This window comes from Hydrogenophaga sp. PAMC20947 (assembly GCF_004795855.1).
Lineage (GTDB): Bacteria > Pseudomonadota > Gammaproteobacteria > Burkholderiales > Burkholderiaceae_C > Hydrogenophaga.
In genome coordinates this window covers 1,229,886-1,256,514 of the sequence record NZ_CP039252.1, presented here as the reverse complement: position 1 = coordinate 1,256,514, position 26,629 = coordinate 1,229,886, and the positions used below count along the sequence as shown (strand labels likewise).

Genomic DNA, 26,629 nt, shown 5'->3' with positions numbered 1-26,629 from the left:
CTTCAGGCAGCCAAACGGCTGAGATCATTCCGTAGATGCAAACCTCCCAACACGCACTCCTCTCCCCGGCTCTGGGCACACAGCGCACGCTGACAAGCCTGCACTTTGGCCAATCCGGACGCGGACCCAAGGCCTACATTCAGGCCAGCCTGCACGCTGACGAACTGCCGGGCATGCTGGTTGCGCACCACCTGCGCGCCTTGCTGGAAACCGCCGAAGCTCAAAATGCTTTGCTGGGCGAGGTCATTCTGGTTCCTCTGGCCAACCCCATCGGCTTGAATCAGACCACCATGCACTACCAGCTCGGCCGTTTCGAGGTGGCCAGCATGGAAAACTTCAACCGCAACTACCCCGATTTTTTCACCCTGCTGAAAGACCAGCTGGGCGAACAGCTCGGGGACGATGCGGAGGCAAACAAGCGAGTGATCCGCCTTGCCATGCTTCAGTTCTTGCAGGCCGAACAGCCGGCCACCGAGCTGCACAGCATGCGCAACACCCTGATGCGCCTGGCCCACGACGCCGATCTGGTGCTCGATCTGCATTGTGACTTCGAGGCTGCCCTGCACCTGTACGTTGAACAGCCCATGCTCGACCAGATGATGCCGCTGGCCGCCTACCTGGGTGCCCAGGCCGTGCTGTGGGCCAATGGATCGGGTGGCTCGATTTCATTTGACGAGGCACTGTCGGGCCCCTGGTGGCGCCTGAAGGCTCACTTCGCCGACCATGCGCCGGTGCCCTTGGCCTGCGCCAGCACCACGGTGGAGCTGCGTGGGCAGCTTGATGTCTCGCCCGAGCTCGCGGCTCAAGATGCCCAGGCCATATTTCACTACCTTCAGCACCAGGGAATCGTGGCCGGCACGCCCCCCGCCCCGCCCGAGCCCCTGTGTGAAGCAACGCCCCTGGCGGGAACCGAGTCGTTGCACGCCCCCCATCCGGGTGTGATCGCGTTTGCAGCCAAACCGGGTGACCACGTTCGCGCCGGGCAGACACTGGCCCACGTGATCGATCCATTGTCCAATCGATCCACCCCTGTGGTGGCCTCGACCGATGGCGTCATTTACGCCCGCCACAGCCTTCGCTGGGCCACAGCCAACCTGGAACTCTGCCGCATTGCAGGGCACACCCCCATCCGTGCGGGCAACCTGCTGAGCCCCTGAACCTCAGCCTTTCCCACACAACGCCTGAACAATGACCACCAAACTAGAAGCCATCGACATCCGCAAGAGCTACGGCTCGCACGAAGTCATCAAGGGCATGTCGCTCACCGCCCAAGCCGGCGATGTGATCAGCATCATCGGTTCATCCGGCTCGGGGAAATCGACGTTCCTGCGCTGCATGAACTTGCTGGAACGTCCCCAGCAAGGCCGGCTGATCGTGGCCGGCGAAGAGCTCAAACTGGTCACCGCCAAAGACGGCATGCTCAAAGCGGCTGACGACAAACAGCTTCAGCGCGCCCGGGCCAAGCTGGCCATGGTGTTTCAGCATTTCAACCTCTGGTCGCACCTGACCGTGTTGGAAAATATCATTGAAGCGCCCATGCATGTGCTGGGCAAGAGCAAGGATGAAGCCGTCGCAGTGGCACGCAAGTACCTGGAGAAGGTGGGACTGAACGACGTAGAGAGCAAGTACCCGGCCCACATGTCCGGCGGGCAGCAACAGCGCGTGGCGATCGCGCGGGCCTTGGCCATGGAACCCGAGGTGATGCTGTTCGACGAGCCCACCAGCGCCCTGGATCCCGAGCTGGTCACCGAGGTGCTGCGCGTGATGCGCACCCTGGCCGAAGAGGGGCGCACCATGGTGGTGGTGACCCATGAAATGGGATTCGCCCGTGAGGTGTCCAACCACCTGATCTTTCTGCACCAGGGCGTGATCGAAGAGCAAGGCGTTCCCACCGAGGTGCTCACCCACCCCAAAAGCGAACGCCTTGCCCAGTTTCTCTCGGGTAACCTCAAGTGAGGGCCGCAAACGGCCGATAAGCACGGTGCTTTGGCCGTTGTTGCCGCGCTTGTACCGCCGCCTTTTCTCGCACCATAGGGTCACCTAGCCATAGGGCTTGTCCCCCACCAGTGTTGAAAAGGAACCACCATGAGCACCCTCGAGTCGGCCGGCAGCAACATCTCCGGCATGTTTTCTTCCTTCGGAGCCGTCGCTGCAAACTACCTGCAGGACAAAATGCACAAGAAGATGGACACCGATGCCGACGGCACGGTTGGCAAAAGCGAATTCCAGGCTGCCCTGGCACAAGTTGGCGTGAAACTGGGCGTAGAAACGGGTTCCACCGCCGACGCCGATGCCATGTTTGACAGCGTAGATGCCGATGCCAACGGCTCGCTCACCGGCAGCGAAGTGGGTCAGATCATCAAAAACATGCTCGGCGGAAGCGGTACCCAGGCATTTGTGCAAAACCGCGGCGACGAGACACGCTTCGCGGAACTTGACGCCGATGGTGATGGTGCCATCTCCATGGCCGAATTTGGCATTGGGTCCAGCAGCGATACCGCAGCGACCACCACGGCAAGCGCCACCTCAGCAGATGTGCTGAACGAGGATGCGATTGAATCCCTGATGGCATCGCTCGACAGCGATGGCGACGGTCAGGTCAGTGGCACTGAAATCGCCGCCTTTGCGACCAAAATGAATTCGCAACTGGAAGCTGCCTCGAAGCTCTACAACACCACCGCCACGGCCAGCTTCTCCACCAGCCAACTCAGCCAGGCCGCTTGAGGGCGATGGCGGCGCCCTGCTCTCGGCGCCGCCAGACAACTTGGCCAGCATCCAGCGCTCATCAGGGCCTGAGCACCAACGAGCTGCGCCATTCGGTTGGTCGCATCTGAAGCGGCCGGTAGCCGACCTCCGCCCATGCTTCGCTCATGTCCCGGTACCGCGGCGACAAGGCATTGCCGCTTTGCCCAGTCTGGTAGATGAAGACCGACTTTTCAGGATCGGCCAGGTCGTAAATGGCCCGCAGGCTGGCGGCGTGGCGGTTGGCAAACGGCGCGTCATGTTTTTCCAGGTGGTACTGCCCGACGTTCACCGTAAAAGGATCACCACCCGTCGCTGTGCGCACCTCAAACAAGGGGGCCAGCGCACCGACATTGCTGAAGGGCCGGTGAATCGAAATGGCGGGGTGAGCGTCGCCCCATTGCCAAGCGCTGACATCCCTCCCCTGCATGCTCCCCAGCCGGTCAAGCGCGCGGTCCAGTGCCGCAGTGCTGGCGGCCAAACAGCCTGTGGCCCCACACCAGGCCAGATCGTCGCGCTCCAGAATGCCTTCCACTGCGTTTCGGAACAGGCGCTTGCCGTACAGGGATTCAAACCGCGCTGGCTCCAGACGTGCGCCGATCACACCCCGGGTGAACTCATCGACCCAGGCCGTATAGATCAAGGGCGCGGCACGGTTCATGTCCATGACACCATCAAAATCCACCAACGCCGTCTGCGCCGCGGCAGCCAATGGGTGTGAAGACGGGGTCTTCTTCAGAAACGGCAGCAAACGCACGGTGGCCATCGACAGTTGGTCTCCGTGCATGGCCTGGAAGGACTCCAGGGTGTGCTTGGGCGTTTGGGCAAGCATCGCGTCGATGCGCTCCTTGCGGTAAGGCGGCGCCCAGTCCTGGGTCACGAAATAAGAGTAATCCGGTGCATGAATGCGCTGGTTGGCCGTAGAGATCCAGCCCTGCTCGCCCCGGTCTTCGGGCGTGGCTTCGTAGGGCACCCACCCCGTCCAGTCGTACTTTGATTCCCAGCCGGGTGAAGGCGCAATCCCTCGAATATCGTTGTCGGGTGCCCTCACGGGAATCATGCCGACCGCCTTGTAGGCGATGCGTCCTGTGCGGTCGGCCATGACCGCGTTTTGCATCGGTGCGTAAAAATGGCGAAACGCCGCGATCAGCTCGTCCACCGTGCGCACCCGGTTCGACTCCAGTGAAGCTTGCACGTTCTGGTTGCCCACGTCCAGCGCAGTCCAGCGCAAAGCCAGCGCGTACCGGCTGCTGTCGATCAGGTCATGGGTCCGTCCAGGCGCGTCACTGATCACAGGCCCGTGGCGTGACAATCGCACCGTCATCACCTCATCGGCCTGCCCTTTGACCCGGATCACTTCGGTTCGGGTGTCAAAGCTGGCCCAGACGGGCTCGGTCGAGCCGTCCACTGACGGCACCCTGTACCGCTGCGGATCTTGGGGGTGCAGCTGCTCCAGATACAGGTCCTGCACATCGGGGCCCGTGTTGGTAAACCCCCAGGCCACTTCTGGCGTACGCCCCAGCACAACAAAGGGTGTGCCGGGCAATGTCGCTCCAATGGCATCCATGCCCTTCAACCCGTTCACGTCGGGCGCCTTGAGATGCGCGAAGTACCAGATCGCCGGCGCACTCAACCCCAAGTGCGGGTCGTTGGCCAGCAAAGGCTTCCCGCTGGCCGAACGTGATCCGTCCACCACCCAGTTGTTGGACCCTTTTCCCTCCACATTGCCCAGCTCATGCGTCCACTCCCGCAGCTCACGGCCGATGCCCTGCGCGAACCACGAGCCCTTCTCGTCGCCCATTGATGAGGTCTGCACCTGCGGCTGGAAGACACCGAGGTCGCGGTACAGCTTCGCCAGATCGGCCTTGGCCGCCGGTGCTTCACCTGGGTAGGGTGGAAAGAGCTCCCAGAGAGCGGTCGTGTCCAGCACTTGCAGTGCGGTCAGTCGCGCCACTTCGTTGCCCCAGTTGCCCCCGAGATCCAGGGCCATCATCAACGACCAGGCCGCGCTGTCCACCGGCTCCCAATAACGCCCTGCGGCAGCGGCTTCCCGGGGATCGATGCCGAGCACCTGAAACTCCGGCGACAAAGTCTGGGTTCGTTGGGCAAAAAATGCGTTCACCCCGTCGCTGTAGGCTTGCAATGCGGTCCGTGCCTCTTCGGTAGCGCCGGCCAGCTGCGCCCGTGCAGCCTGGTGAATGCCCAATGCGCGCAAGGTGCGGTCGGTGTCCAGTGTTGCTGGGCCCAGCACCTCTGAGAGCGTGCCGCGCATGATGCGGCGGTTGAATTCCATCTGCCAACCGCGCTCCTGCGCATGCACATAGCCCATGGCCATCCAGGCGTCTCTCGGGTCGCTGGCGAGGATATGGGTCACATCGCTCGCATCCCGTTTTACATCGACAGATCCTCGCAAACCCGAGAGTTGCAATGTGCCGTCAACAACAGTCTGGGTGCGGTAAGCGTAGACGCTGAAAGCGATCGCCACCATGGTCAGCAAAGCCAACAAACCCCACGATAGCCTGATCAGAACCCGTCGCATGTGTATCTCCTCGTATGGCCGCATATTGCCACGTGGGAGGTTTGATCCGCGTCAAGGGCGCCAGCCGCCGTCAAGGTTTGAAAAACCCGAGGTCGACTTCAGTCGAGGAAGTTCAGTCGCGCAGCGGGCCATGGCCCAGCTTGACGTTGCCATCAACGAGCCTGAAGCTGACGGTGGGCGCGCTGAAATCGGTGAAAGGCGCACCCATCGAAAACTCCCCGTCGCTGTGCAAAAGACACTCCTGGCGGCGCAACGAAATGACGTTCTTGTTCCGCGAAAACCGGACCCAGGTGCCATAGCTGCTGGTGTCTTCGATCATGTAATTCCCAGACCGGATGTCGATGCTCGCATGCAGGCGCGAAACGCGCGGATCGTTGATGACGAAATTCGCTTCGGGTACACGCCCGATTTTCACTGGAAGATCTGTCAAATTGAAGGAATGACTCGCGTCGAGCCAGCCCAGCTCTATGCCGCCAAACACCGACTCGGTGGACTTGCTCAAAGTGCGCAGGTCGCCGGGCAAAGTCAGGAATTCGGATAGCATTTCACTTTGCCATTCGATGCGAAACACCTCACAAGATTCAACCCGCCCCTTGATTCGCATGGGCCCCAGGCTGCGGCTGCGCACCCCATTTCGAGCACCCAGCGTGCGGATCACCTTGTCATTGACCAGGATCTGCTCCGGCCCGGCCAGATCACTGAGGCGCGACGCGACATTGACGGCATCGCCAAAACAATCGCCATCGACCTGCACCACCTGCCCTCGGGCCATTCCAATTTGCATCAGCAGCTTGAGACGGTTCGGCCAGCGGGCCACGCGCTCCGAATGCTCCTGCTGGATATGGCTCATGCATTCGACCGCCAGCCGGTTGCTCTTGAACGAAAGCAACACACCGTCGCCCAACATTTTGACGACAGTACCCCCGTGCTCAATACCCACCGTGCCAATCCATTGGGTCAGCTGGGTCACGGCCTTGGCCGCGCGGTCATTGCCCAGCGTCTCGAAAACTGACACGCTGCCGGTCAAATCAACAAAAGCAATCGTCAGTTCTGCCATGGTTTTTTCTGCATTTTGCAATCAATTACAACACAAGCTTTAGGGTACTTCCCTACCATGTGCTAAGCCGATTTTTTTGATCCACTCGTGACACATATCACAAAACCACTGCCAGATATACAAGGGAAACACCCGCTCTGGGGTCGATATTCATGGGTTAAGCCCAACGGGCGTCCGATTCCATTAATTCCAAGGCGCCAACCGCTGTGAAGAGGCGCATTACTATGAACAATGTACTCACCCTTTCAATGCAGGGTCTCAAGGAAGACGGGTAAGTGCCTGATTTCGCTGTGGTATTTTTGACTTCAAGCAAATACGAGGATTGCCCCAGGGCTCTGCCTGGCGTATTCTGAGACTTACAAAAAATTAAGTCGTTGAGGAAATCCCCATGCGTTGGATCAAACCCGGATTGCGTAACAGCATCTCCGCGCTGCTAGGCTCGGAGGCGCGAAAGCATTCCCCTGAAGCTCTGGAGCCCGTTCGACAAGCCATGTTGACCGCCTTGGGGCCGGATGGCGCCGAGCTCAACCCCAGGCTCAAGCAGCGGTTGCTGTACCTGCACGATGCGCATGCGTTGTGGTACGCGCGCTCGGAGATGGTGGCCGTGCTCAGTCAGTTGCATGGCGAGGTTCGCGCGGTAGAAACTGTGCGAAACCTCTCCCCCGGTTTTCAGGGCCTCTTGCCCAAAAGTATGCTCAATGCCTGCCAGGCTAGGCGCTGAATCAGCCGAGACTCTCCCCGCTTCCGCTTCCTGACGTCAACCCCAGAACATCAGGGCGTCGCGCCCCTGAACCAGCAGTTCAATTTTTCTGCCCACTGGCAGCAGCACCTTGGTGGGAACGTGCCCAAAGGGCAACCCGGTCAAGACAGGCGTCTTTGTCTTGCTGCGCAACCAATCGACCACTGTTTGCAGCTTGAACCCCCGGTCGTGTGGGCTGACCTGAAAGCGATTGAAGGCCCCCAGCAAAATGGCCTTTTGCTGATCGATGATGCCCGTGTGAAGCAATTGGGTCAGCTGCCGCTCGATGCGATAAGGGTGCTCGTTGACATCCTCCAGAAACAGCACACCACCTTTGATGGGCGGCAACCAGGGCGTTCCCACCATGGAACACATCACCGTCAGGTTGCCCCCCCACAAGCAAGCATTGCGCACAGCCAGCTCGGATGCTGCTGCTGGCGATCGGCTCACCAAAGCCAGCTCATCCCCCTTCGGCAGGCGCCAACCTGAACCCTCGCCCTGACCACAGACCATGTCATCGAAACAGGCCTCCATGATGTCGTCAGGCGTCTCTGAAGTTCCAAAGTCTTCGCCCAGCGCCGGGCCTGCCCAGGTGCACGCGCCAGTCTTGCTCAGCAAAGCCAGCTGGAAAGCCGTGAAGTCACTCAGGCCCACGTACTGTGTGCCTCTTTCGATCGAGCGGGCCAGCGCCTTATAGGGCAAATCGGGCAACAAACGGGTCAGGCCATATCCACCTCGCGAAATCAGGGCCACGTCGGCGCCACTGGCGGCGGCACGCGATATCGCTGCCAGACGTGTTGCGTCGTCACCCGCGAAGCGCGTGTGGCTGCTCAAGGCATCGGCGTCCACCTCCACGTCATGGCCGAGCTTTTGCAGGCGTTTGATGCCGCGCCGGAAGGCTGCCTTGTCTCGCACGGCGCTGGAGGGGGAAAAAATGTAGATGTAACTCATATGACCTGATCATCGCCGAAAAACTGAACGGCCCTCAAAGCGACAACCTCGCCGTGTTCCTGAACAAAATGGCCTGCCTCGGGCAGCACCATGGGTTCCCCGCAACCGCGCAAGTCGCTGGCGAGTTTGCGCATCACGGGTTCCCCCAGCACAGGGTCTTGCTGCCCGATCACCATGAAGGTCTTGCCTTGCCATTCTTCTTGAAAAAATTGCCTGGCACGCCGTGAAAGCTCAGCGCCCTCATCGTCTGGCCCAGCGGGCACCATGGAGGGAAACCGGCGCAATGCAGCACGGTGCCCCTTGTCGGGAAAGGGCGCGTTGTAGGCGGCGCATTCTGCCTGGCTCATGTGCGGGTTGCCCCGCGCGAACAGCCGCGCCACATCAAACTCCGGGTTCTTGGTGCACATCTCAAGCCAGGCAAGAAAACCGGGTGACAGTGGCACATCGCCTGTGCCCAAGGTGGTGTTCATCACCAGCAAACCCTGATAGCGACCCGGGTGCTCCATCGGCAGCGTCAGCCCCAATAGACCACCCCAATCCTGCACCACCAGCACCACCCGCTGCAAATCCAGGCGTTCGATCAGCTCCAGCAGCGCCTGTCGATGCCAGGTAAAGTGGTGTGCGCCCTCTTTCTTGGGTTTGTCGCTTTTGCCAAAACCAATCAAGTCTGGTGCGATGACACGGCCGCCCGTCTGCAAAAAAGCCGGGATCATCTTGCGGTAAAGATAGCTCCAGGCGGGGTTGCCATGCAAGCACAGCCAGGTGACGGGGGCCTCGACCGGGCCTTCGTCCAGGTAGTGCATGCGCCAGCCATCCAGGGCCGGCAAGTCGCTGATGTAGTGCGGCGCCCAGGGGTAGCCGGGCAGGGCTGCAAAACGCACGTCGGGCGTGCGCAAGGCGTCTTCGCGCAAGGGATGTAAATTCAATCGGCGCTCCTTGAAAAAAGATTTGAGCAGTTGCGCGCCCTCTTCCGCCAGCACCCCGCCGAGCACCTCGGTCTGGTGGTTCAGTTGCGGTTGTGCGAAAAGATTCACGACCGAGCCAGCGGCGCCCGTTTTGGGATCAGCCGCACCAAACACCACGCGTTGAAGGCGTGCATGCAACATCGCGCCACTGCACATGGCGCAAGGTTCCAGCGTGACGAAAAGCTCACAAGTCTCCAGCCGGTAGTTGCCCAGTATCTGGGCAGCAGCGCGCATGGCCACGATTTCGGCGTGTGCGCTGGGGTCGTGTGAATGCACGGGAGCATTGCGGCCAGTGGCTATGACCTTGCCCTGATGCACCACCACCGCGCCCACAGGTACCTCCCCTGCCAGAGCCGCAGCTCGCGCCTGCTCCAGCGCCAAGGTCATGAAATGGGTATCGCTTTGTGGGTTGTTCATTCGTCCGGCATGCGCGAGCGCGAAGCATTCATGGCCTCTTCCAGCGCTTTTTTGTACTGTTGCTCAATCTGTTTGGGGTGCATGGCTTGGGTCGTGCCATCGGGCATCGGAACGGACACCGGCGTCGATACCGCCTCAACGGCGCTTCGGTTCAGCCAGCTGACAAAACCCAGCACCACCAGCAAGCCCAAAGCGCCAAAAATCATCCGCATCCGATTATCCCTTCGCTGAGTTGTTCAGGCGCCGCATCCAAGTCGCCAGCGCACGACTCGACTGATCGCCCGCGTCATAAGCTTCCAAGGTGGCTTCGAATGCCTCGGGGCGGTGTTGATTCAACTTGAGCTTGCATTGCAACTGCGTGATCGTCAGCTCAAATGCGACGATGCCATTGAGCATTTTTTCGGCAAAATCACTGCCCAGACCCTGCCATTGCTCGGCGTAAGGGGGCTCGTGGTCGCCGATCAAAGACTTGAGCATGGCGTCCTTCTCCTCGGGCTCATGGATGACTCGAGCCTCAACCGTGACGTGCACCGCTACATAATTCCAGGTGGGGACCCTCGCAAGATCGGGGTAGACCTTGGGCGACAAATAGGCGTGGGGGCCAAGAAAGGTCACAACCGCACGTGGCCGGGCCTCCAGGTAACGCCAATGGGGATTGGGCCTGGCGCAATGACCGAGCAGCTTCCACGGTATCGCGTCATCGGCCACCAGATGCAAAGGAATATGGGTCACAAAAGGCAAGCCTTCATCATCGGTCGAAATGAGCGATGCAAAAGGATGTGTGCGCATCACATCACAGGCCGTTTGGCGGTCTTTGGCGGTGAATTGCGGGGGCAAATACATGGGGCGGGGACCTTTTTCCACCACTGTATCCGCTTTGTCCGATGGTCAGCAGGCCGGACGAACCGCTCAGAAGGAGAACGTGGATCCTTTGTCGTCCCAAGCCTGCAATACCAGGCAACCATCTTCGTCCCATTCCACCCTGGTGATGCCTGGCTCCATGGACTCAAGGCGTTGGCGTTCTACATCTTGAGGACTGACTTTGCCTTGGCTCGCCGCCCACTCCAGGGCCTGATCTCGCTGCGCGCGCAACAGCTGGCCGTGCTTCACGGCCGCACCGACGTGCGCAATGAGATCGTCGGTTTCCCAAGGTTTTGTCAGATAGCGGTACACACCAAACCCGTTGAGGGCTTGTTGAGCGGTCCCAAAGTCTGAAGTGCCGGTCAGAATCATTCTGACGCAATCGGGCTGAAGAGCAGCTGCGCGTTCGAGCAGCTCCATGCCTCCCATGCCAGGCATGCGAAGGTCACTGACGATGACATCGAATCGCCGGCCAAGCAGGAGTTCAAGAGCATCTGCCCCGCAGGTGCAGGATTCAATCTGCAATGTGCCCGTGAATGCCTGCTTCAGCGCCCGGGTCAACGCGCGAACAATGGAGTGTTCGTCATCGACCAACAGAATTCGTGGGGAATTAGCAGCGTGCATGGTGATTCCTGATCATGGCGTCAAGCAGATTCGAACACGGAGAGCTCGTTCTTGGTGCGCTCCAGCAAGGAAGACAAAAACGCTTCATCCACACACAGACTGTCCCAGTCAGGCCGCTCGCCGACTGAAAATGGCACGCCATCCTCGGCGTCCATGTGATGAGCCAGCAGATCAGCCAGGTGAACCAGTGCCGACAGGGACATGCGATCTCCAGGTGACGCTGGCAGCGGTACATGGTGCGCGGCAACCGCATCAACCAGCCTCTCCGGGAAGTGCCAATGGCGCATCACTTCAGCGCCCACTTCGTCGTGTCCCACGCCAATCAACCTGCGCTCAGCCTCACACAGATCGATCTGCTCATCGTGGCTCATTTGCAATGCACGTTCAGCCCAGTCGGCATGGGCGACGACCAGGAGCAACTGACCGACATCGTGAAGCAAACCGGCCAGAAAGGCTTCCCCCGGATCCAGCACCGCTTGCCGCGCGAGCTCGCGCGCCAATATTGCGGTCGTCAGGGCATGCCGCCAGTACGTCTCAAAACAAAACCCGTTGCAGGGTACAAGGGCCAATGTCGACCGCATGGAAACTGCGGCTACCACGCTGGCGACGGTTCTTAAACCCAGCATGCCGACCGCGTCTTCGACGCTCGCCACGTGCCCTCGGGCGCCATAGAAAGCAGAGTTGGCCAGTCGCAGCAAACGCACGGCCAAAGACTGATCGCGCTCGACGGCGTCCACGCAGGCGCTGGCAGGCAAATCGTCACTGCTCAGCGCTTGGACCGCCACCATCAAGGCCAGAGGCAAAGCCGGAAGTTCCCCGATGCAACGCGCCAGCACCTTGCTGTCGGGTGGCTCGGTCAACTGGATCTCGTTCGACGCGGCGATCATGTGCAGGCCTCCGGGCAGCCAGGACACGACCCACCTCCCAGGCCAAACGAAGAGGTGCATGGACTCATGCCGACAACTCCATTTCGCCCACGGGAGCCGTTGGATTGGCGTGGAGAATAATCAAGGACCCCAACTCGCCTTGTGCGCCCGTTAGTGTGCGTTTCCAGGCAGTCACCCGGCGCCCCGAAAGCCCCAGCGAGACCCCTTGTGGCACCTGGCAGGCGGCGTCTTCATTCAGCTTGTCCATCAATGCTGTGAGCTGCTCTTCCGGCTCTTCGCCCAGCGCAGAAGCGAACTCTGGCCATTCGCTGATGGCGCAACGGTTGGCGTAGGCCAAAATGCCCTCAGACCCCACACCAAAGATGGACACCGGGATCAGATCGAGCATGTCCCTGGACGCACCTGCAGCACTTTGCATGGCACGCCTGCGCTCGTCGGCACTGATCACCATGCGCTCCAGCCTGTGATTGGCACTGGCCAGATCCCGGTTGATGGCGCGCACCTCCATACCCAGGCGCACATTTTCGCTGGCCAGTTCAAACTGTTCAAATGCCTGGGTCACGTGCTCACGCAAGCGGGCATCTTCCCAAGGTTTCGTCAAAAACTTGTAGACGGCGCCCTCGTTGACCGCATCAATGATGGATTGCAGATCGGTGTAGCCCGACAAGGTGATGCGCACACTTGCGGGACACATCACCTTGGCCTGCCTCAAGAACTCAACGCCCGTCATGCCAGGCATTCGCTGGTCAGAAAGGATCACATTCACGTCGTTGGCGGCCAGCACCTCCAGTGCTTCGGCGCCGCTGTTGGCCGTCAATATTCGATAGCCATCCCGGCGAAACAGGCGCTTGAGCGAGGACACGATGTTTTCCTCATCGTCGACCAGCAACAAAGTTCGTTGGCCAGCCCGGCTCACTTCCAGTTTGCCAGTGACTTCAAGGCTCGCAAAAAGCAATGACTCGAAGTCATCGCCATCGACGGCATGTCCAAGGAAGTCTCCTTGCGCCTGATCACAACCCTGGCCCACGAGGATATCCAGCTGAGTCTGCGTCACAACACCATCTGCCAGCACTTGCCAGCCCAGTCCATGGGCCATTTCAATCAAAGCGCCGCTGACCTTCGCACTCACACCATCGGCCACAAGGCCTTGAATCAGTGCAGGGCTCAGGTGTACCCGATCGACGGGATGACTGCACAAACTGTCCAGGTGAGACAGCTCCGAGCAGAATCCTTGCGCCACGATTTCCACCCCCAGCCCACGCAGCGCCGTCAGTGACGCTGCCAAGGCAGCAGGGTGGTTATGAAGCGTGGGGGCCTGTATGCCGATCGCCAGCAAGGCCGCCGGAACACCCGTCTCTTCAAGCACTTCGGCCACCATGCCAGCCAAGGCAGGAGAAGCGCATTGATGTGATCCCATCTCGATGCAGATCCGCATGGAGGTCTGCTGAATCGCCTGCCATCGAACCATCTGGTCGCAAGCTTTGAGCAACACGCATCGACTGAATTCATCGATCAGGCCAGCCTCGGCCATCAGAGGCAAAAGCAGCTCAGCGCTCAGGTTCCCGTGGGTCGGGGATACCCAATTGACCTGAACTGCTGCGCCAACTACTTTGCCCTGAACCAGGCAGCGTTGAGGATGGTAGCTGAGCGCCCACTCATTGCGCAAGAGCGCCTGTGGGAGGGCCTTTAGCAAGGCCTCTCGGCGGACTGGATCAACGGTTTCCGTCGTCATGTGGTCACCACATCTTTCCACGTTGGCGGGATCTCGCCTGTGGCCAGCGACTCTGGCCCGGCGATCGGTAGCCAAACCCGGAATGCCGTACCCTTGCCAGGTTCCGAACGCACACGGATGGCACCGCCATGTTTTTGCACAATGGAAAATGACAGGGAGAGCCCCAGGCCGGTGCCCTTGCCCACATCCTTGGTCGTGTAAAACGGTTCAAAAACCCGCCGCTGCACCGCTTCCGACATGCCACAACCTGTGTCTTCAACCTGCACCCAAGCCCACTTGCTTTGGGTCCCCGACGACAAAGTAATGGTGCCCTGATCGGGAATGGCGTGGGCTGCGTTGACAATCAGGTTCATGAACACCTGATTCAACTGCGCTGCGAGACAAATCACGGGTGGCAGCGAAGCCAGTTCCTTGATGACTTCCGCCTTGTATTTGACCTCGTGGCGCACCACATTCAAAGTGGACTCTAGCCCCACATTGAGATCCGCTTCTTGCCAGTTGGCCTGATCCACACGCGAGAAATCTTTCAGATCCTGGACGATTTTTTTCACCCGTCCCAGTCCGTCGCCGCATTCGTCCAGCAGTTGTGGCAAGTCTTCTCGAAGGTATTCAATTTCTACCTCTTCTCGCTTGGCAGCCAAGGCCGCCGCAACCAACGGGTCACCAGGTGCGGCCAGAGCAGCTTCATACGCTGTGCTCAGCGAGAGCAAGCCATCAACATACTGACGCAAAGAGTTGAGGTTGGAGCTGACAAACCCGATCGGGTTGTTGATCTCATGTGCTACGCCAGCCGCGAGCTGACCGATCGAGGCCATTTTGTCCTGCTGCAGCAACTGGTTCTGTGCCTCTTCAAGACGGCCATTGATGGCGCGCAGCTCCTCGAACCTGGCCTCCAGCTGCTCTTGGGCGGTGCGTATTTCCGTGCGGTCCCGCATCATCCACCAAGTGCCCTGAGCGGTGTCTTCCCGGTCGGCAACATGGGCGTCTATCTGAACCCAGATGGCACGACCATCCGCATGCCGAAGCCACATTTCATGCTGCAGCGGCTCGCCCATGCTCAGTTGTCTCCCGGCCAACTGCCCCAGACTGGCAAAGTCTTCCTCGGAGAGGTAGATTTTTCGACCCGACATGCCCGTCATGGCTTCTTGTGAATAGCCAAACATTTCCGCCATCGCGGCGTTGACCCGTTGGATCTTGCCTGCCGAAGAATAGGCCACGCCCACCGGGGAGCTCGACACAAAGCGTTCCAGCTCACGGGCGGTTGAAGCCAGCTCCGCCGACCGCTGCTTGACCAGCTCTTCCAGATCATTGCGGTGATTCAACAGTTCTTCTTCGGACTGGCGCCGCACGCTCACATCCTGCAATGTCTCGATGGCACCAATGATCTGGCCCTCGGCATCGCGCAACGGGGCTGCGGTGAAAGAAAGCCAGGCGCCCTCTGCACCCTGTGGGCCAAATTGCGGGAAAAAAGTTTCTACCTCAAACCCTCCGGGCACGGTTTTGGAGGGGTGGGCGGTATCGCCATAGAACGCCAAGATGGCGGCTTCGCTGACGCCGTCAACAATCAAGTCGGCCAACAATGGCCGCTCGTCGTCATAAAACGCACGCCATGCCTCCCTCGACCCGAGCACCTTCTGCCGTGGCAAACCCGTCAACCGCTCGCAAGCCGTATTCCAGTGGGTGATGCGATGATTGTGGTCCATCACAAACGAGGCCAGCGGCGCCCCATCAACAATTTGCCGCAGCATGCCGCTCAAGGCGATCAGGCTGGTCTGGGTATGGAGAATGTCGCTTTGATCGACGCAGGTCATCACCACGGCTGGCGTTCCCCCAAGGTTCACCGGGCGCGCATGCATCTCCACTGGCCGTTCGCCACCATCGGGTGTCAGCAAAACACCAGAGGTCACTGGCGGCAGGCCCAAACCATCCAGACACGTGCGACAAATCTCCACGATCGCATCGCGATCGTCCTCCCCCAACAGATCGCCAAATGCAAGTTGCCCCAAGGCTTCTTCGGATCTCGACACCAGCCGACAAAACGCCTCATTGGCCGCGATGATGGGGCCACCTGCGTGGACAGCCATCGGCACGGCGACCGCATTGACCAGCTCATGGACGCTCTGCGCACGTGCATCAAAATGGCGAAGCGATGAAGCGTTCATAGGTGGTCTTTCGATGGCCTGGGGCCCGCTGTAGACGGATGTGGTTGAAGCGAGTCTTGCCGCACATGCAGTTTCAGCTGTACGCCTTCCCGGCGCGAGAAATCCGAAATCTGTTTGATGATGCGTTCGTCGAACACATAGCCAACCGCCAGAAGAATGGCGCCCTGGCTGGACATCAGGTCCCGCGCCAGCACCATGCCTGGTCGAAGCGCGTGTGCCTCTATCTGCACATCTGCCTTGGCCGCCGCCTCAGCTTCCGCCAAGACTTCCAGCAGCGCCTCAACCACCCGCCGCTCATACCGCGTGTCAATGCCACCCTGGAGCATTTGGCGAGCCTGGTCGATCTTGATCTTGGAGCTGCCCAGACCGCCGTGCATGAGCGCATCCAGATCGCTGGCCGGCGCCACAATGCGTGCACCGATCGAAATTTCCAATCCCGACAATCCTTCGGGAAAGCCTTTGCCATCGAACCGTTCGTGGTGTTGGCGCACAATCCGCGCGGCGCCCTGCAGTTGGCTTAAAGGCATGAGCGCCGTTTCACCATCCACAGGGTGACGGCGGTAGCGCATGGTCTCCTCCGGCGTGTACATCGACAACGGTTTGCCCATCATGCTGTCTGGGAACCCGATTTTCCCCACATCGTGCACCAAGGAAGCCAGGTAAACGTCACGCACCTCCCGGTCCGACAAACCCAGGCGTTTGGCGGTGTTGCGCGCCAGATCGGCAACACGGCGCGAGTGTCCCGTGTTGGTCTCCCGCATCTCCAACAACGCGGAAAACACCGTGACCGCCACCATGAAAGTGCTGTCCAACTCTTCGTAAGAAGCCTCCAGCATGCCATTGACTTGCTGCAGTTCGCTGGTCCTTGCTTCGACTCGGGACTCCAGCGTGCGATTGACGTCCCGCAACTGCTCATTTTGGGTGCCGACCAGTTCGGTCAACTCCACGTTGCGGCGCTCGAGCTGGCGGCGGTCCAACGCCTCCTTCACGACCACCAGCAGTTCCTGGTCATCCCAGGGTTTGGCAATATAGCGGTGAATGGCACCGTGATTGATGGCGGCAATGGTCGCGGCGATGTCTGCATAGCCGGTGAGCAGAATTCTGGCAATGCCGGCGTCATGCTTGCAAGCCAGCTCCAGGAAGCGCGCGCCATCCATCTCAGGCATGCGCATATCGGAGATCACGACATCCACCGCATTGGCACGCAGCAGTTCCAGGCCCTCTGCACCGCTGTTCGCCTGCAAAATTTTGTAGCCTTGGGGTCGAAACAGGCGTCTCAGTGCACTCAGAACCGAAGGCTCATCGTCCACCATCAAGACCGTCGGCGCCGGCTGCGGGGGCAGCGGGGGCAGCTCAACTAGCGGCTCGGGTGCGTCGGTGGTGGTGGCGGGAGTCATATTGGGCGGGATTTCGTTGTCTCTCCCCCCAGTATCGACAATCGTGCGCTCAGCTTGAGCCTAAACAACCGATCAAAACCCCGCCTGTTCCGCTCTACCAGGCCCTGATTGCCACCCGAAGCCGCCTCACCACCGCGTCATGCGTGGAGCCTATTCCCACTCTATTGTCAGTGGCCGGTCGCCGCTCATCGCTGAAATCCGTGGCTCTGCGGCCCATAACGAGGTCAATACCGACTTGCTTCCCGTCGCCTGCGATTGCACAAAGCAACGCCAGTTTATAGCTACTGGCCATGAAGTGTCGAGATTTGGAACTTGCCACGCGATCGGGGCTCGAGTTGGACGCTTTGACGGTATCGGCGGCCCCGTCGGTCGGCGCAATGACGGATTTGTGCACTGCGGTGACGGTATCGAGACTTCCGGTGCCCATCTACCGTCCGCGGCGTCCACGGCACTTCAAGGGGGAATGAACTGAGCGGCGGCTGCCCCCAAACCCAGCGACCGCTTTCGGCTGGTTAACCATCCGACTCAGCCCCGCCAGAAACCGCAGTTCACACGGGCGCGACCAAGCTCAGGTGAAGGCTGACGTTAGCCATTCGGATTCGACGGCTGAACGTTCGCAAATGCCGCAACCGGTCGTTCGCGGGACCAGATGTCAATCGACCGGTTGAATCCGCTCCCCCAGACCGGTCACTCGACCGAGGCCAAACAAACCGAAAATTGAAAATTGCCTTGAGAAGCGGGTGACGTTCAGTTGACCCACGAGCCCTGCTTGAGCAACAGCACCAGCTCGACCGTCATCACGGTCCCCATGGCAGCAAGGCGCCGAGTTTCAGACGCGATCGTTGCGTCATACATCACCTGCGCGGCCTTCCCCGTGGCCTTCCGCCTTTGATTGCAGCAGCTGGCGCAACACCATGTCGAGGATGCCGCCGTTGACGAAATACTCAACTTCGGCCGGCGCATCGATACGCACCGTGGTCTCGAACGTGGTTTTCGAGCCGTCCGATCGTGTCGCCACCACGGTGGCGTTTTGACGCGACTCGATACCACCTGCCATGCCGCTGATGGCGAAAGATTCATCGCCGGTCAGTCCCAGCGTGTGGGCCGATTCGCCGTTCTTGAACTGCAACGGCAAGACGCCCATACAGACCAGGTTGCTGCGGTGGATGCGTTCGTAGCTCTGGGCGATGACGGCTTTGACGCCGAGCAGTGCCGAGCCCTTAGCGGCCCAGTCGCGCGAGCTGCCCGAGCCGTACTCGCGCCCGGCGATGACGACCAACGGCGTGCCTTCTGCCTGGTAGCGCATGGCCGCGTCGTAGATGCTCATTTGCTCGCCGCTGGGCAGGTGCACCGTCCATGGCCCTTCGGTGCCCGGCGCCATCGCGTTGCGCAGGCGGATGTTGCCGAAGGTGCCGCGCATCATCACCTCGTGGTTGCCGCGCCGCGAACCGAAGCTGTTGAATTCAGCCTGAGGAACACCTTGTTCGACCAGGTACTTGCCAGCCGGCGAGTTGGCGCCAATGCCCCCGGCCGGCGAAATGTGGTCGGTGGTGATCGAGTCGCCGAGCAAGGCCAGTGCGCGCGCGCCTTTGATGTCGCCCGGCGCTGACGGCTCATCGGCGAAAGCCTTGAAGAACGGTGGCTCTTTCACATAGGTCGAATCGTCGGTCCATTCAAACAGGGTGCCGGTTGGCGCTGGCATGCTTTTCCACTTGTCGTCGCCTTCGAATATGCGGCCGTATTCCACTTCAAACTGCTCTGACAGCACCGATGAGGCGATCAACGTCTCGACCTCCTCGGCGGTCGGCCAGATGTCCTTCAGGTACACCGGCCTGCCACCCCCGTCCGCACCCAGCGGGTCGCGGGTCAGGTCACCCAGTACCGTGCCGGCCAGTGCGTAGGCGACCACCAAGGGCGGTGATGCCAGGTAACTCGCTTTGATCTGCGCATGAATGCGGCCTTCGAAGTTGCGGTTGCCCGACAGCACCGAGGCCACCGTCAGGTCATTGCTTTTGACCAGTTCGGCAACCTCTTTGGGCAGGGGGCCGGAGTTGCCGATGCAGGTGGTGCAGCCGTAGCCCACCAGGTTGAAACCGAGCTTTTCCAGGTATGGCGTCAGACCCGCTTTGTCGAGGTATTGCGTGACGACTCGCGAACCCGGCGCCAGCGAAGTTTTCACCCATGGGCGCGATTGCAAGCCGGCTTCAACAGCCTTTTTGGCCAGCAGACCGGCGGCGATCATGACCGAGGGGTTCGAGGTGTTGGTGCAACTGGTGATGGCCGCGATGACAACCGATCCATGGGTGACGGAGTTTGCGTCGCCCGGATGTGCCAATTGTTCCTTGGGTGCTTTGTGAATCTCACCGACTGCGCTGCCGCCTTCGGCGTCCAGTCTGGCGATCTCTTTCGCACTCACCTGCGCCGCCGCGCCTTCGGCCGCCGACTGGAACGACTGCGCCACCGCCGCAAGCGCGACCCGGTCCTGCGGCCGCTTCGGCCCGGCCACACTGGGCTCGACCTGGCTCAGGTCGAGGTCCAGCACTTCGCTGAACGCAGGCTCGGCGTCATCGTCGATCCTGAACAGGCCTTGCTCGCGTGTGTAGCGCTCGACGTTTGCGACCAGGTCGCCACGCCCGGTCAAGCGCAGGTACTTCAAAGTGTTGGCGTCCACCGGGAACAGGGTGGCCGTGGCACCGAACTCGGGCGACATGTTGGACAGCGTGGCTCGGTCGGCGATGCTCAGGCTGCTCAGACCAGGGCCGAAAAACTCGACAAACTTGCCGACGACGCCGTGCGCCCGCAGCTTCTGCGTCAGGGTCAAGACGAGGTCGGTCGCCGTGGTGCCCGGCGGCAGTTCGCCGCGCGTTCGGACGCCGAGGACGATGGGTTTGGGCAAAAACATGGGTTGGCCCAGCATCGCGGCTTCGGCTTCGATGCCACCGACGCCCCAACCCAGCACGCCCAGGCCGTTGATCATCGGGGTGTGGGAATCCGTGCCAACGAGGGTGTCCGGGAAGAGCCAGCCATCGCGCTCGATGACGACGCGCCCCAGGTGTTCGAGGTTGATCTGGTGGCAGATGCCCATGCCGGGCGGCACCACGCGGAAGCCGTCAAAGGCCTGCTGTGCCCAGTTCAGCAACGCGTAGCGCTCGCGATTGCGTTCGTACTCCCATTCCAGGTTGGCGGCGTAGGCGTCGGGGCTGCCGAAACGGTCGACCTGCACCGAATGGTCGATGATCAGATCGACGGGGACGAACGGGTTGACGCGCTGCGGGTCGGCGCCGGCCCGCTGCATGGCGCTGCGCATGGCCGCCAGATCCACCACGGCCGGCACGCCGGTGAAATCCTGCATCAGGACGCGCGCTGGCATAAACGCCAGTGGCGCTTCGCCGCCATTCGGCCAGTGCGCGAGCGCTTCGACGTCGCTCACCGAGACATCGCGGCCGCCGGCCCGGCGGGCAATGTTTTCCAGCAGGATCTTGACGGTGTGCGGCAGGCGTGCCACATCCGCCCCGGTCTTGGCCGCCAAGCTGGCGAGACTGATGTAGGAAGCGGTTCCCGACCCGGTCGGCAAACTGGCCCGGATACCCATGGGGTCTTGATGCATGGTGTGTTCTCCTTGTTCTGCTGGGATGCGGATGCCCTACGTGGACAGAGCTAGCCTACTCCTGCTGGCCGGTTGGTGTGGCGCGTCACCATGCCAAAAGACCCCACCATCGGCGCAGTCTTGTTTTCGTGCGGTACTCGATGCCGACTGAGGCGGCCGTCGGCCGAGGCTTCTCAGCGGGCCCACACGCTGCGATGGGCTGCGCGAAGGGCGGCCATTTGGCCATGGCCCTTGCCAAGTACTCCACACCAGCGACTTCTGCTGATGGGTTTTTTCGTAGAAATCCTTTCACGACGGTATTCCTTTGGGTGATTCAACAAATGTGCACGAAGGCCGAACGCTCAGCGCACCACCTTTTGGTTGCGGCATTTTTTCGCGCCACGGCGTTCTCACTTCGCCGACCGTGGAACTCGAGCGGATTGAGCCGGGGCTCATTGCACGGCAGTTCCACATCGGCTACTTTCAGCGGCGAAACGCAGGCCTTCAGCGAGATGTCATAGGCCAGTTTGCCTATCAAAAAATGGCTGAGCATCACGTCTGCCCAGGGGTTCAAACCTTTGTATAAGTCTTTCGTGTCTATCTCCTTTTCTGCTGTTCAAACAGCGAAGTGACGGGGTGTCCGGGGTCTCGCTCGCGGAGCGAGGGTTTGCCGCTCGGTTGTGCGCGGGGTAGGATGAGCGCAGGAGGAAGAAGCCATGTGTCCAGCGCCCCCCCTGCAGTTGCATGTTCCCGAACCGACCGGGCGCCCCGGGCATGCGACGGACTTCTCTTACCTTCACCTGTCCGCAGCGGGCGAGGTGCGGCGCCCTGCGGTGGATGCCACACCGGTGAGCACCAGCGACCTGGCCTATGGCCTGATACGGGTACTCGACGACGCTGGGCTCGCGCAGGGGCCTTGGGCACCCGCAATCGACACCGAGCAAATGCGCAGCGGCCTGCGCGCGATGATGAAAATCCGCGCCTATGACGCGCGCATGCTGATCGCGCAGCGGCAGAAGAAGATCTCGTTCTACATGATGAGCTTGGGCGAAGAGGCCATTGCAGCGGCGCACGCGCAGGCGCTGCAACCCGGCGACATGAACTTCCCGAGTTACCGCCAGCAAGGCCTGCTGCTTGCCCGCGATGACGTCGACATGGTCGAGATGATCTGCCAGCTGATGTCCAACGAACGCGATCCACTCAAGGGCAGGCAGTTGCCTGTGATGTATTCGTACAAACGTGCTGGATTTTTCACCATCTCGGGGAACTTGGCGACCCAGGTCATCCAGGCCGTGGGTTGGGGTATGGCCTCGGCAATCAAGGGCGACTCCAGGATCGCGTCGGCCTGGATCGGCGATGGCGCAACCGCCGAAGCGGATTTCCACACCGCGCTGACATTCGCCCATGTCTACCGCGCGCCGGTCATCATGAATGTCGTCAATAACCAGTGGGCCATCTCGACCTTCCAGGCAATTGCCGGCGGTGAATCCACCACGTTTGCAGCGCGGGGCGTGGGTTGCGGCATCGCGTCGCTTCGTGTCGATGGCAACGACTTCCTGGCTGTTTACGCCGCCTCGCGTTGGGCCGCCGAACGGGCGCGCAGCAACCTGGGGCCGACTTTGATCGAGTGGGTGACTTACCGGGGCGGTGCGCACTCCACGTCCGACGACCCCGCACGTTACCGACCGGCAGACGACTGGTCGCACTTCCCGCTTGGCGATCCGATTCCGCGCCTGCGCCAGCACCTTCAGGGCCTGGGCGCCTGGTCCGACGAAGAGCACGAATCGACACAGAAGGCGCTGGACACGCAGGTCGCAGCAGCGCTCAAGAAGGCCGAGGCCTTTGGCTCACTGACAGGAGGGCATCTGGCCGATGCGGCGACCATGTTCGACGATGTGTACGAACACCTGCCCGCCCATTTGCAGCGGCAACGTCGTGAATTGCTCGGAGGCTGAACACCATGCAGATGACGATGATTCAGGCCCTGCGTTCTGCGATGGATGTCATGCTCGAACGCGACAACAACGTAGTGATCTATGGACAGGACGTCGGGTATTTTGGCGGCGTGTTCCGCTGCACCGACGGCCTGCAGAAGAAGTACGGAAGCTCGCGCGTATTCGATGCGCCGATTTCCGAAGGCGGTATCGTCGGCACGGCCATCGGCATGGCGGCGTACGGGTTGCGGCCAGTCGTCGAGGTGCAGTTCGCCGACTATTTTTATCCGGCCTGCGATCAGATCGTCTCGGAAGCTGCGCGCCTGCGTTACCGATCGGCCGGCGACTTCACCGCGCCGTTGACAATCCGCATGCCCTGTGGCGGCGGCATCTACGGCGGACAAACACACAGCCAGAGCCCTGAGGCGCTGTTCACCCATGTCAGCGGCTTGCGCACCGTGATGCCGTCCAACCCATATGACGCCAAGGGTCTGCTAATCAGCTGCATAGAGAACAACGATCCGGTGATTTTTCTCGAGCCCAAGCGCCTCTACAACGGGCCGTTCGACGGCCACCACGACAAACCGGTGACCCCATGGAAAGACCACCCGCTGGCCGACGTCCCAGAAGGCCATTACACCGTGCCTTTGGAAAAGGCGACCGTGTTTCGTGAAGGCGCGGACCTGTCCATCCTGACCTACGGCACCATGGTGTATGTCTCGCAGGCGGCGGTGACTGAGACCGGCATCGACGCCGAGATCATCGATCTGCGCAGCATATGGCCGCTGGATCTGGACAGCATCGTTGCGTCGGTGAAAAAAACCGGGCGCTGCGTCGTGGTGCACGAAGCCACACGGACGAGTGGCTTTGGCGCCGAATTGATCGCACTGGTGCAGGAGCATTGTTTCTACCACCTGGAGGCGCCAATCGAACGCGTCACCGGTTGGGACACGCCGTATCCGCACGCGCAGGAATGGGCCTACTTTCCCGGGCCGGCACGTGTCGCGGTGGCACTGCAACGCGTGATGGAGGCATGATCATGGGAGTGCATACCGTTCGCATGCCCGACCTGGGCGAAGGCATCACCGAAGTCGAGGTGGTGGCCTGGCATGTGCAGGTCGGCGACATGGTGAAAGAAGACCAGATACTGGCCGATGTGATGACCGACAAGGCGTCGGTGGAGATACCGTCGCCTGTGGCGGGCAGGGTGAGTCGGCTCGGCGGTGAGGTCGGCGAGGTATTGGCGGTGGGTGCGACGCTGATTGACATCGCGCTGCACGGTGGTGGCGCGGCCGATGCATCGCCTGCGGCCCAAGCCCTGGCCCCGGTCCCGGCCACTCGAAAAGGTGCTTCCGGCATCACCGAAAAACCCGGACTCGAACCTGCAGTTGCCAAGGAGTCGGCCCAGACAGCGTCACCGATCCAGGCCGAAGCGCCGCCCGACACAGCCCCTCAACCCGTCGCTCCGGAGAAGCCTGCGGCCCCATCCACTCCCAACCACAAGCCGATTGCGTCGCCCGCATTGCGCCGCCGCGCCTGGGAACTGGGCGTTGACCTGAGCCAGGTGCGACCAAGCGGCGCCGGCGGCCGCATCCTGCAAGCTGACCTGGACGAGCATATTGCCCAACATAGCCCGCAAGTTCCCGCGGCCGCTGCGCCGGCGGCGACGCCGCGCACTGGTGAAGACACCATGCAGGACATCAAGGTGATCGGGCTGCGTCGACGCATCGCGCTGAAGATGCAGGAATCCAAGCGCAGCATTCCTCATTTCGCCTATGTCGAGGAATGCGATGTCACCGAACTCGAATCGCTGCGCGCGCAACTCAATATGCGCTTCGGGGACTCCCGGGGCAAGCTGACGCTGCTGCCTTTCCTGATCCGTGCCATGGTGCTGGCTATTGAAGATTTCCCCCAGGTCAACGCCCTGTTTGACGACAAAATCGGCGTCATCACCCGGCACAGCGCCGTGCACGTGGGCATCGCGACCCAGACCGACGCCGGCCTGATGGTGCCAGTGCTGCGCCATGCCCAGGATGGCGATCTGTGGACCAACGCGCGCGCCATCGTCCAGGTGGCCGAACTAACACGCTCCGGGCGTGCGACCCGGGACGAACTCACCGGCTCGACCATCACGCTCACCAGCCTTGGCGCGCTCGGCGGCATCGTGTCCACGCCCATCATCAACGCGCCGGAGGTGGCCATCGTCGGCGTGAACCGAATGGTGGAGCGGCCGATGGTGATCGGTGGCCAGTTCGTCGCGCGCAAGATGATGAATCTGTCCTCGTCGTTCGACCATCGCATCGTGGACGGGCAGGACGCCGCGCGCTTCATTCAGGCGGTGCGCCAACTGCTGGAGTCGCCTGCGGCCTTGCTGTTGGCTTGACCGGCGTTGCGCGCCGCCTTGACGACCACATCATCTGACCTCGACCTGTCGTGGAGACGGGTACCGCCACCTCGCACATCAGCGCATAGTCAAAGAAGGTTAGATCCTCACGAAAGGTGCCAGCATCGAGATCGACGAGACCCAAGCCAGCGTACGGTCTCCTCCGCGCTGTGAATTCGTGAGCGGGGTGGATGCTTGTGTGGTGATGGGTGCCACTGTTTAAAGCTGTCGCCCAATTGGTCGTGCGGAGCACGCATTGGCGCGCTGCCCATTGCCGGGACTCGACGAACGCCAGCTTCGGCAGAAGTCGGTCGACTGCTAATGGTCAACATGAATGGGGGGTGTGTGGGCTTCCCCCAGTTTCCCGGACACATCCAATGACATGATGTGTTCAGGAGATAGGTATGACAAGAACCCGAAGGAGCTTCACGGACGAGTTCAAACGTGAGGCAGTGAAGCTGTGCAAGCAGCCAGGAGCCACGGTCACGAACATTGCGCGGGACTTGGGTATCCAGACCAGCGTGCTCAGGCGGTGGGTCACCCAGGAACGTGGCGGAGTGTTGGACCTTAGGCCGAACCGGCCGCTTCGCAGTGAGGCCGCCACTGAGGTGGAGCGGCTGCAACGCGAACTACGCCGCGTGACCACGGAGCGCGACATCCTAAAAAAAGCGCTCGGCTACTTTGCAAAGGACCCGCAGTGAAGTACGGCTTCATCGCGCGGCATCGTAGTGTCTGGCCCACCCGCACCATGTGTCGGGTTCTGGCGGTCTCCCACAGCGGCTTCTACGAATGGATGGACAGAGCGCCGAGCCAGCGCAGCCAAGACGACGCCAGGCTCACCCGCCTCATCCGAGAGAGCTTCGAACTCAGCGACCGAACCTACGGCAGTCCACGCGTCTGGCACGACCTTCGAGCGCTGGGGGAGACCTGTGGGATGAATCGGGTCATCCGGCTGATGCACCTGGCCAAGCTGCAAGCCCGCCACAAGCGACGCAGGCTACCTGGTGATACGGGCAGCAGGCTTGAGAACCATATCGCGCCCAACCATCTGCAGCGCGACTTCGAGGCCAGTGGTCCGAACCAAAAGTGGGTGGCTGACTTCACCTACATCTGGACGGCTGAGGGCTGGCTGTATGCGGCAGCGGTGATGGACCTGTACTCACGCCGCATCGTGGGGTGGTCGATGAGCGACACCATGCAGGCCAAGATGGTGAGCGACGCTTTGTTGATGGCCCTTTGGCGGCGCGGCAAACCCAGCTCGCTGATGCATCACTCGGACCAGGGCAGCCAGTACACCAGCGACGACTTCCAGCGGTTGCTCAAGGAACAAGGCATCACCTGCAGCATGAGTCGTCGAGGTGAATGCTGGGACAACGCTGCGATGGAGAGCTTCTTCTCGTCGATGAAGACCGAACGGCTCAGCCGCAAGGTCTACCGGACAAGGGAAGAAGCCAGGTCCGACGTGTTCGACTACATCGAGCGCTTCTACAACCCGGTGCGTAAACACTCAAAGCTAGACTTCCTCAGCCCAGTCAACTTTGAGCAAGGCTTAATGGGCTAAGCAAACCGTCCGGGAAACTGGGGGAAGCCCACAGTGCGTCAGCCCAAGTGAGCGGTGTTTGGCTTTCGCTAGAAGCCACATGATCCGAGCCG

General features: G+C 61.0%; 20 protein-coding genes. 8 read left to right on the top strand and 12 right to left on the bottom strand.

Annotated elements, in window-relative coordinates; translation table 11 throughout:
• Positions 1-35: 35 nt before the first annotated feature.
• From E5678_RS05595 to E5678_RS05585, 3 genes are all read left to right on the top strand, one after another.
• Positions 36-1,157, top strand: coding sequence for a succinylglutamate desuccinylase/aspartoacylase family protein (locus E5678_RS05595; protein ID WP_136177606.1), 1,122 nt, complete (start codon positions 36-38; stop codon positions 1,155-1,157).
• A 31-nt stretch (positions 1,158-1,188) separates the two neighbouring features.
• Complete coding sequence (locus tag E5678_RS05590; protein ID WP_136177605.1) at positions 1,189-1,956, top strand: ATP-binding cassette domain-containing protein; 768 nt, start codon at positions 1,189-1,191, stop codon at positions 1,954-1,956.
• 129 nt (positions 1,957-2,085) lie between these two features.
• Positions 2,086-2,724 (top strand): EF-hand domain-containing protein, encoded by a 639-nt coding sequence (locus E5678_RS05585; RefSeq protein WP_136177604.1) that lies wholly within the window; start codon positions 2,086-2,088, stop codon positions 2,722-2,724.
• A gap of 61 nt (positions 2,725-2,785) precedes the next feature.
• Here the strand turns inward: E5678_RS05585 and E5678_RS05580 are convergent, their stop codons facing one another.
• Both E5678_RS05580 and E5678_RS05575 read right to left on the bottom strand, forming a co-directional pair.
• Positions 2,786-5,281 carry a penicillin acylase family protein gene (locus tag E5678_RS05580; protein WP_136177603.1) on the bottom strand — a complete coding sequence of 832 codons (2,496 nt, stop codon included), beginning with the start codon at positions 5,279-5,281 and terminating at the stop codon, positions 2,786-2,788.
• A gap of 112 nt (positions 5,282-5,393) precedes the next feature.
• Entirely contained in the window at positions 5,394-6,338 is a 945-nt protein-coding gene (locus E5678_RS05575; RefSeq protein ID WP_136177602.1) for an adenylate/guanylate cyclase domain-containing protein, read from the bottom strand.
• A gap of 388 nt (positions 6,339-6,726) precedes the next feature.
• On the opposite strand from E5678_RS05575, the gene E5678_RS05570 reads away from it, so the two are divergent.
• Positions 6,727-7,059, top strand: coding sequence for a hypothetical protein (locus E5678_RS05570; protein WP_136177601.1), 333 nt, complete (start codon positions 6,727-6,729; stop codon positions 7,057-7,059).
• A gap of 36 nt (positions 7,060-7,095) precedes the next feature.
• On the opposite strand, the gene E5678_RS05565 is transcribed toward E5678_RS05570, so the two are convergent.
• The 10 genes from E5678_RS05565 to acnA all read right to left on the bottom strand — a co-directional run bounded on the left by E5678_RS05565 (position 7,096) and on the right by acnA (position 20,680).
• The gene (locus E5678_RS05565) at positions 7,096-8,028 is read right to left on the bottom strand and encodes an LD-carboxypeptidase (protein ID WP_136177600.1); all 933 of its coding nucleotides are present in this window, start codon (positions 8,026-8,028) and stop codon (positions 7,096-7,098) included.
• On the bottom strand, positions 8,025-9,410 hold the full coding sequence (tadA, locus tag E5678_RS05560) for a tRNA adenosine(34) deaminase TadA (RefSeq protein WP_136177599.1): 1,386 nt from the start codon (positions 9,408-9,410) through the stop codon (positions 8,025-8,027). The genes E5678_RS05565 and tadA overlap by 4 nt, the downstream gene beginning before the upstream one ends.
• On the bottom strand, positions 9,407-9,622 hold the full coding sequence (locus E5678_RS05555) for a hypothetical protein (protein ID WP_136177598.1): 216 nt from the start codon (positions 9,620-9,622) through the stop codon (positions 9,407-9,409). The genes tadA and E5678_RS05555 overlap by 4 nt, the downstream gene beginning before the upstream one ends.
• A 4-nt stretch (positions 9,623-9,626) precedes the next feature.
• Positions 9,627-10,253, bottom strand: coding sequence for an FMN-binding negative transcriptional regulator (locus E5678_RS05550; RefSeq protein ID WP_136177597.1), 627 nt, complete (start codon positions 10,251-10,253; stop codon positions 9,627-9,629).
• Positions 10,254-10,319: 66 nt separating this feature from the next.
• Positions 10,320-10,865, bottom strand: a complete 546-nt coding sequence (locus tag E5678_RS05545) for a response regulator (RefSeq protein WP_168708494.1) — start codon at positions 10,863-10,865, stop codon at positions 10,320-10,322.
• Positions 10,866-10,915: 50 nt separating this feature from the next.
• Positions 10,916-11,809 (bottom strand): HDOD domain-containing protein, encoded by an 894-nt coding sequence (locus tag E5678_RS05540; protein WP_168708493.1) that lies wholly within the window; start codon positions 11,807-11,809, stop codon positions 10,916-10,918.
• A 37-nt stretch (positions 11,810-11,846) separates the two neighbouring features.
• Positions 11,847-13,514, bottom strand: a complete 1,668-nt coding sequence (locus E5678_RS05535) for an EAL domain-containing protein (protein ID WP_136177594.1) — start codon at positions 13,512-13,514, stop codon at positions 11,847-11,849.
• On the bottom strand, positions 13,511-15,676 hold the full coding sequence (locus E5678_RS05530) for a PAS domain S-box protein (protein WP_136177593.1): 2,166 nt from the start codon (positions 15,674-15,676) through the stop codon (positions 13,511-13,513). Before E5678_RS05530 ends, E5678_RS05535 begins: the two co-directional genes overlap by 4 nt.
• On the bottom strand, positions 15,673-17,073 hold the full coding sequence (locus E5678_RS05525; protein ID WP_136177592.1) for an HD domain-containing phosphohydrolase: 1,401 nt from the start codon (positions 17,071-17,073) through the stop codon (positions 15,673-15,675). Before E5678_RS05525 ends, E5678_RS05530 begins: the two co-directional genes overlap by 4 nt.
• An 847-nt stretch (positions 17,074-17,920) precedes the next feature.
• On the bottom strand, positions 17,921-20,680 hold the full coding sequence (gene acnA / locus E5678_RS05520; RefSeq protein WP_136177591.1) for an aconitate hydratase AcnA: 2,760 nt from the start codon (positions 20,678-20,680) through the stop codon (positions 17,921-17,923).
• 695 nt (positions 20,681-21,375) lie between these two features.
• Between acnA and E5678_RS05510 the strand changes: the two genes are divergently transcribed.
• From E5678_RS05510 to E5678_RS05495, 4 genes are all read left to right on the top strand, one after another.
• A complete protein-coding gene (locus tag E5678_RS05510) occupies positions 21,376-22,614 on the top strand; it encodes a 3-methyl-2-oxobutanoate dehydrogenase (2-methylpropanoyl-transferring) subunit alpha (protein ID WP_136177589.1) in 1,239 nt (412 codons plus the stop codon).
• 5 nt (positions 22,615-22,619) lie between these two features.
• Positions 22,620-23,630, top strand: coding sequence for an alpha-ketoacid dehydrogenase subunit beta (locus E5678_RS05505; RefSeq protein WP_136177588.1), 1,011 nt, complete (start codon positions 22,620-22,622; stop codon positions 23,628-23,630).
• A 2-nt stretch (positions 23,631-23,632) separates the two neighbouring features.
• On the top strand, positions 23,633-24,976 hold the full coding sequence (locus E5678_RS05500) for a dihydrolipoamide acetyltransferase family protein (protein WP_136177587.1): 1,344 nt from the start codon (positions 23,633-23,635) through the stop codon (positions 24,974-24,976).
• A gap of 404 nt (positions 24,977-25,380) precedes the next feature.
• Positions 25,381-26,537, top strand: a protein-coding gene (locus tag E5678_RS05495) for an IS3 family transposase (protein ID WP_136177586.1) whose coding sequence is annotated in 2 segments (ribosomal slippage) — positions 25,381-25,648 and positions 25,648-26,537 — 1,158 coding nt in all. Because the reading frame shifts where the segments join, the coding sequence is not laid out codon by codon here.
• The last annotated feature ends 92 nt before the right edge of the window (positions 26,538-26,629 follow it).

Excerpts from the sequence above, each read along its gene's own strand:
- E5678_RS05595 (WP_136177606.1), top strand. The coding sequence starts at position 36 with ATGCAAACCTCCCAACACGCACTCCTCTCCCCGGCTCTGGGCACACAG.
- E5678_RS05590 (WP_136177605.1), top strand. The coding sequence starts at position 1,189 with ATGACCACCAAACTAGAAGCCATCGACATCCGCAAGAGCTACGGCTCG.
- E5678_RS05585 (WP_136177604.1), top strand. The coding sequence starts at position 2,086 with ATGAGCACCCTCGAGTCGGCCGGCAGCAACATCTCCGGCATGTTTTCT.
- E5678_RS05580 (WP_136177603.1), bottom strand. The coding sequence starts at position 5,281 with ATGCGACGGGTTCTGATCAGGCTATCGTGGGGTTTGTTGGCTTTGCTG.
- E5678_RS05575 (WP_136177602.1), bottom strand. The coding sequence starts at position 6,338 with ATGGCAGAACTGACGATTGCTTTTGTTGATTTGACCGGCAGCGTGTCA.
- E5678_RS05570 (WP_136177601.1), top strand. The coding sequence starts at position 6,727 with ATGCGTTGGATCAAACCCGGATTGCGTAACAGCATCTCCGCGCTGCTA.
- E5678_RS05565 (WP_136177600.1), bottom strand. The coding sequence starts at position 8,028 with ATGAGTTACATCTACATTTTTTCCCCCTCCAGCGCCGTGCGAGACAAG.
- tadA (WP_136177599.1), bottom strand. The coding sequence starts at position 9,410 with ATGAACAACCCACAAAGCGATACCCATTTCATGACCTTGGCGCTGGAG.
- E5678_RS05555 (WP_136177598.1), bottom strand. The coding sequence starts at position 9,622 with ATGCGGATGATTTTTGGCGCTTTGGGCTTGCTGGTGGTGCTGGGTTTT.
- E5678_RS05550 (WP_136177597.1), bottom strand. The coding sequence starts at position 10,253 with ATGTATTTGCCCCCGCAATTCACCGCCAAAGACCGCCAAACGGCCTGT.
- E5678_RS05535 (WP_136177594.1), bottom strand. The coding sequence starts at position 13,514 with ATGACGACGGAAACCGTTGATCCAGTCCGCCGAGAGGCCTTGCTAAAG.
- E5678_RS05530 (WP_136177593.1), bottom strand. The coding sequence starts at position 15,676 with ATGAACGCTTCATCGCTTCGCCATTTTGATGCACGTGCGCAGAGCGTC.
- E5678_RS05525 (WP_136177592.1), bottom strand. The coding sequence starts at position 17,073 with ATGACTCCCGCCACCACCACCGACGCACCCGAGCCGCTAGTTGAGCTG.
- acnA (WP_136177591.1), bottom strand. The coding sequence starts at position 20,680 with ATGCATCAAGACCCCATGGGTATCCGGGCCAGTTTGCCGACCGGGTCG.
- E5678_RS05510 (WP_136177589.1), top strand. The coding sequence starts at position 21,376 with ATGTGTCCAGCGCCCCCCCTGCAGTTGCATGTTCCCGAACCGACCGGG.
- E5678_RS05505 (WP_136177588.1), top strand. The coding sequence starts at position 22,620 with ATGCAGATGACGATGATTCAGGCCCTGCGTTCTGCGATGGATGTCATG.
- E5678_RS05500 (WP_136177587.1), top strand. The coding sequence starts at position 23,633 with ATGGGAGTGCATACCGTTCGCATGCCCGACCTGGGCGAAGGCATCACC.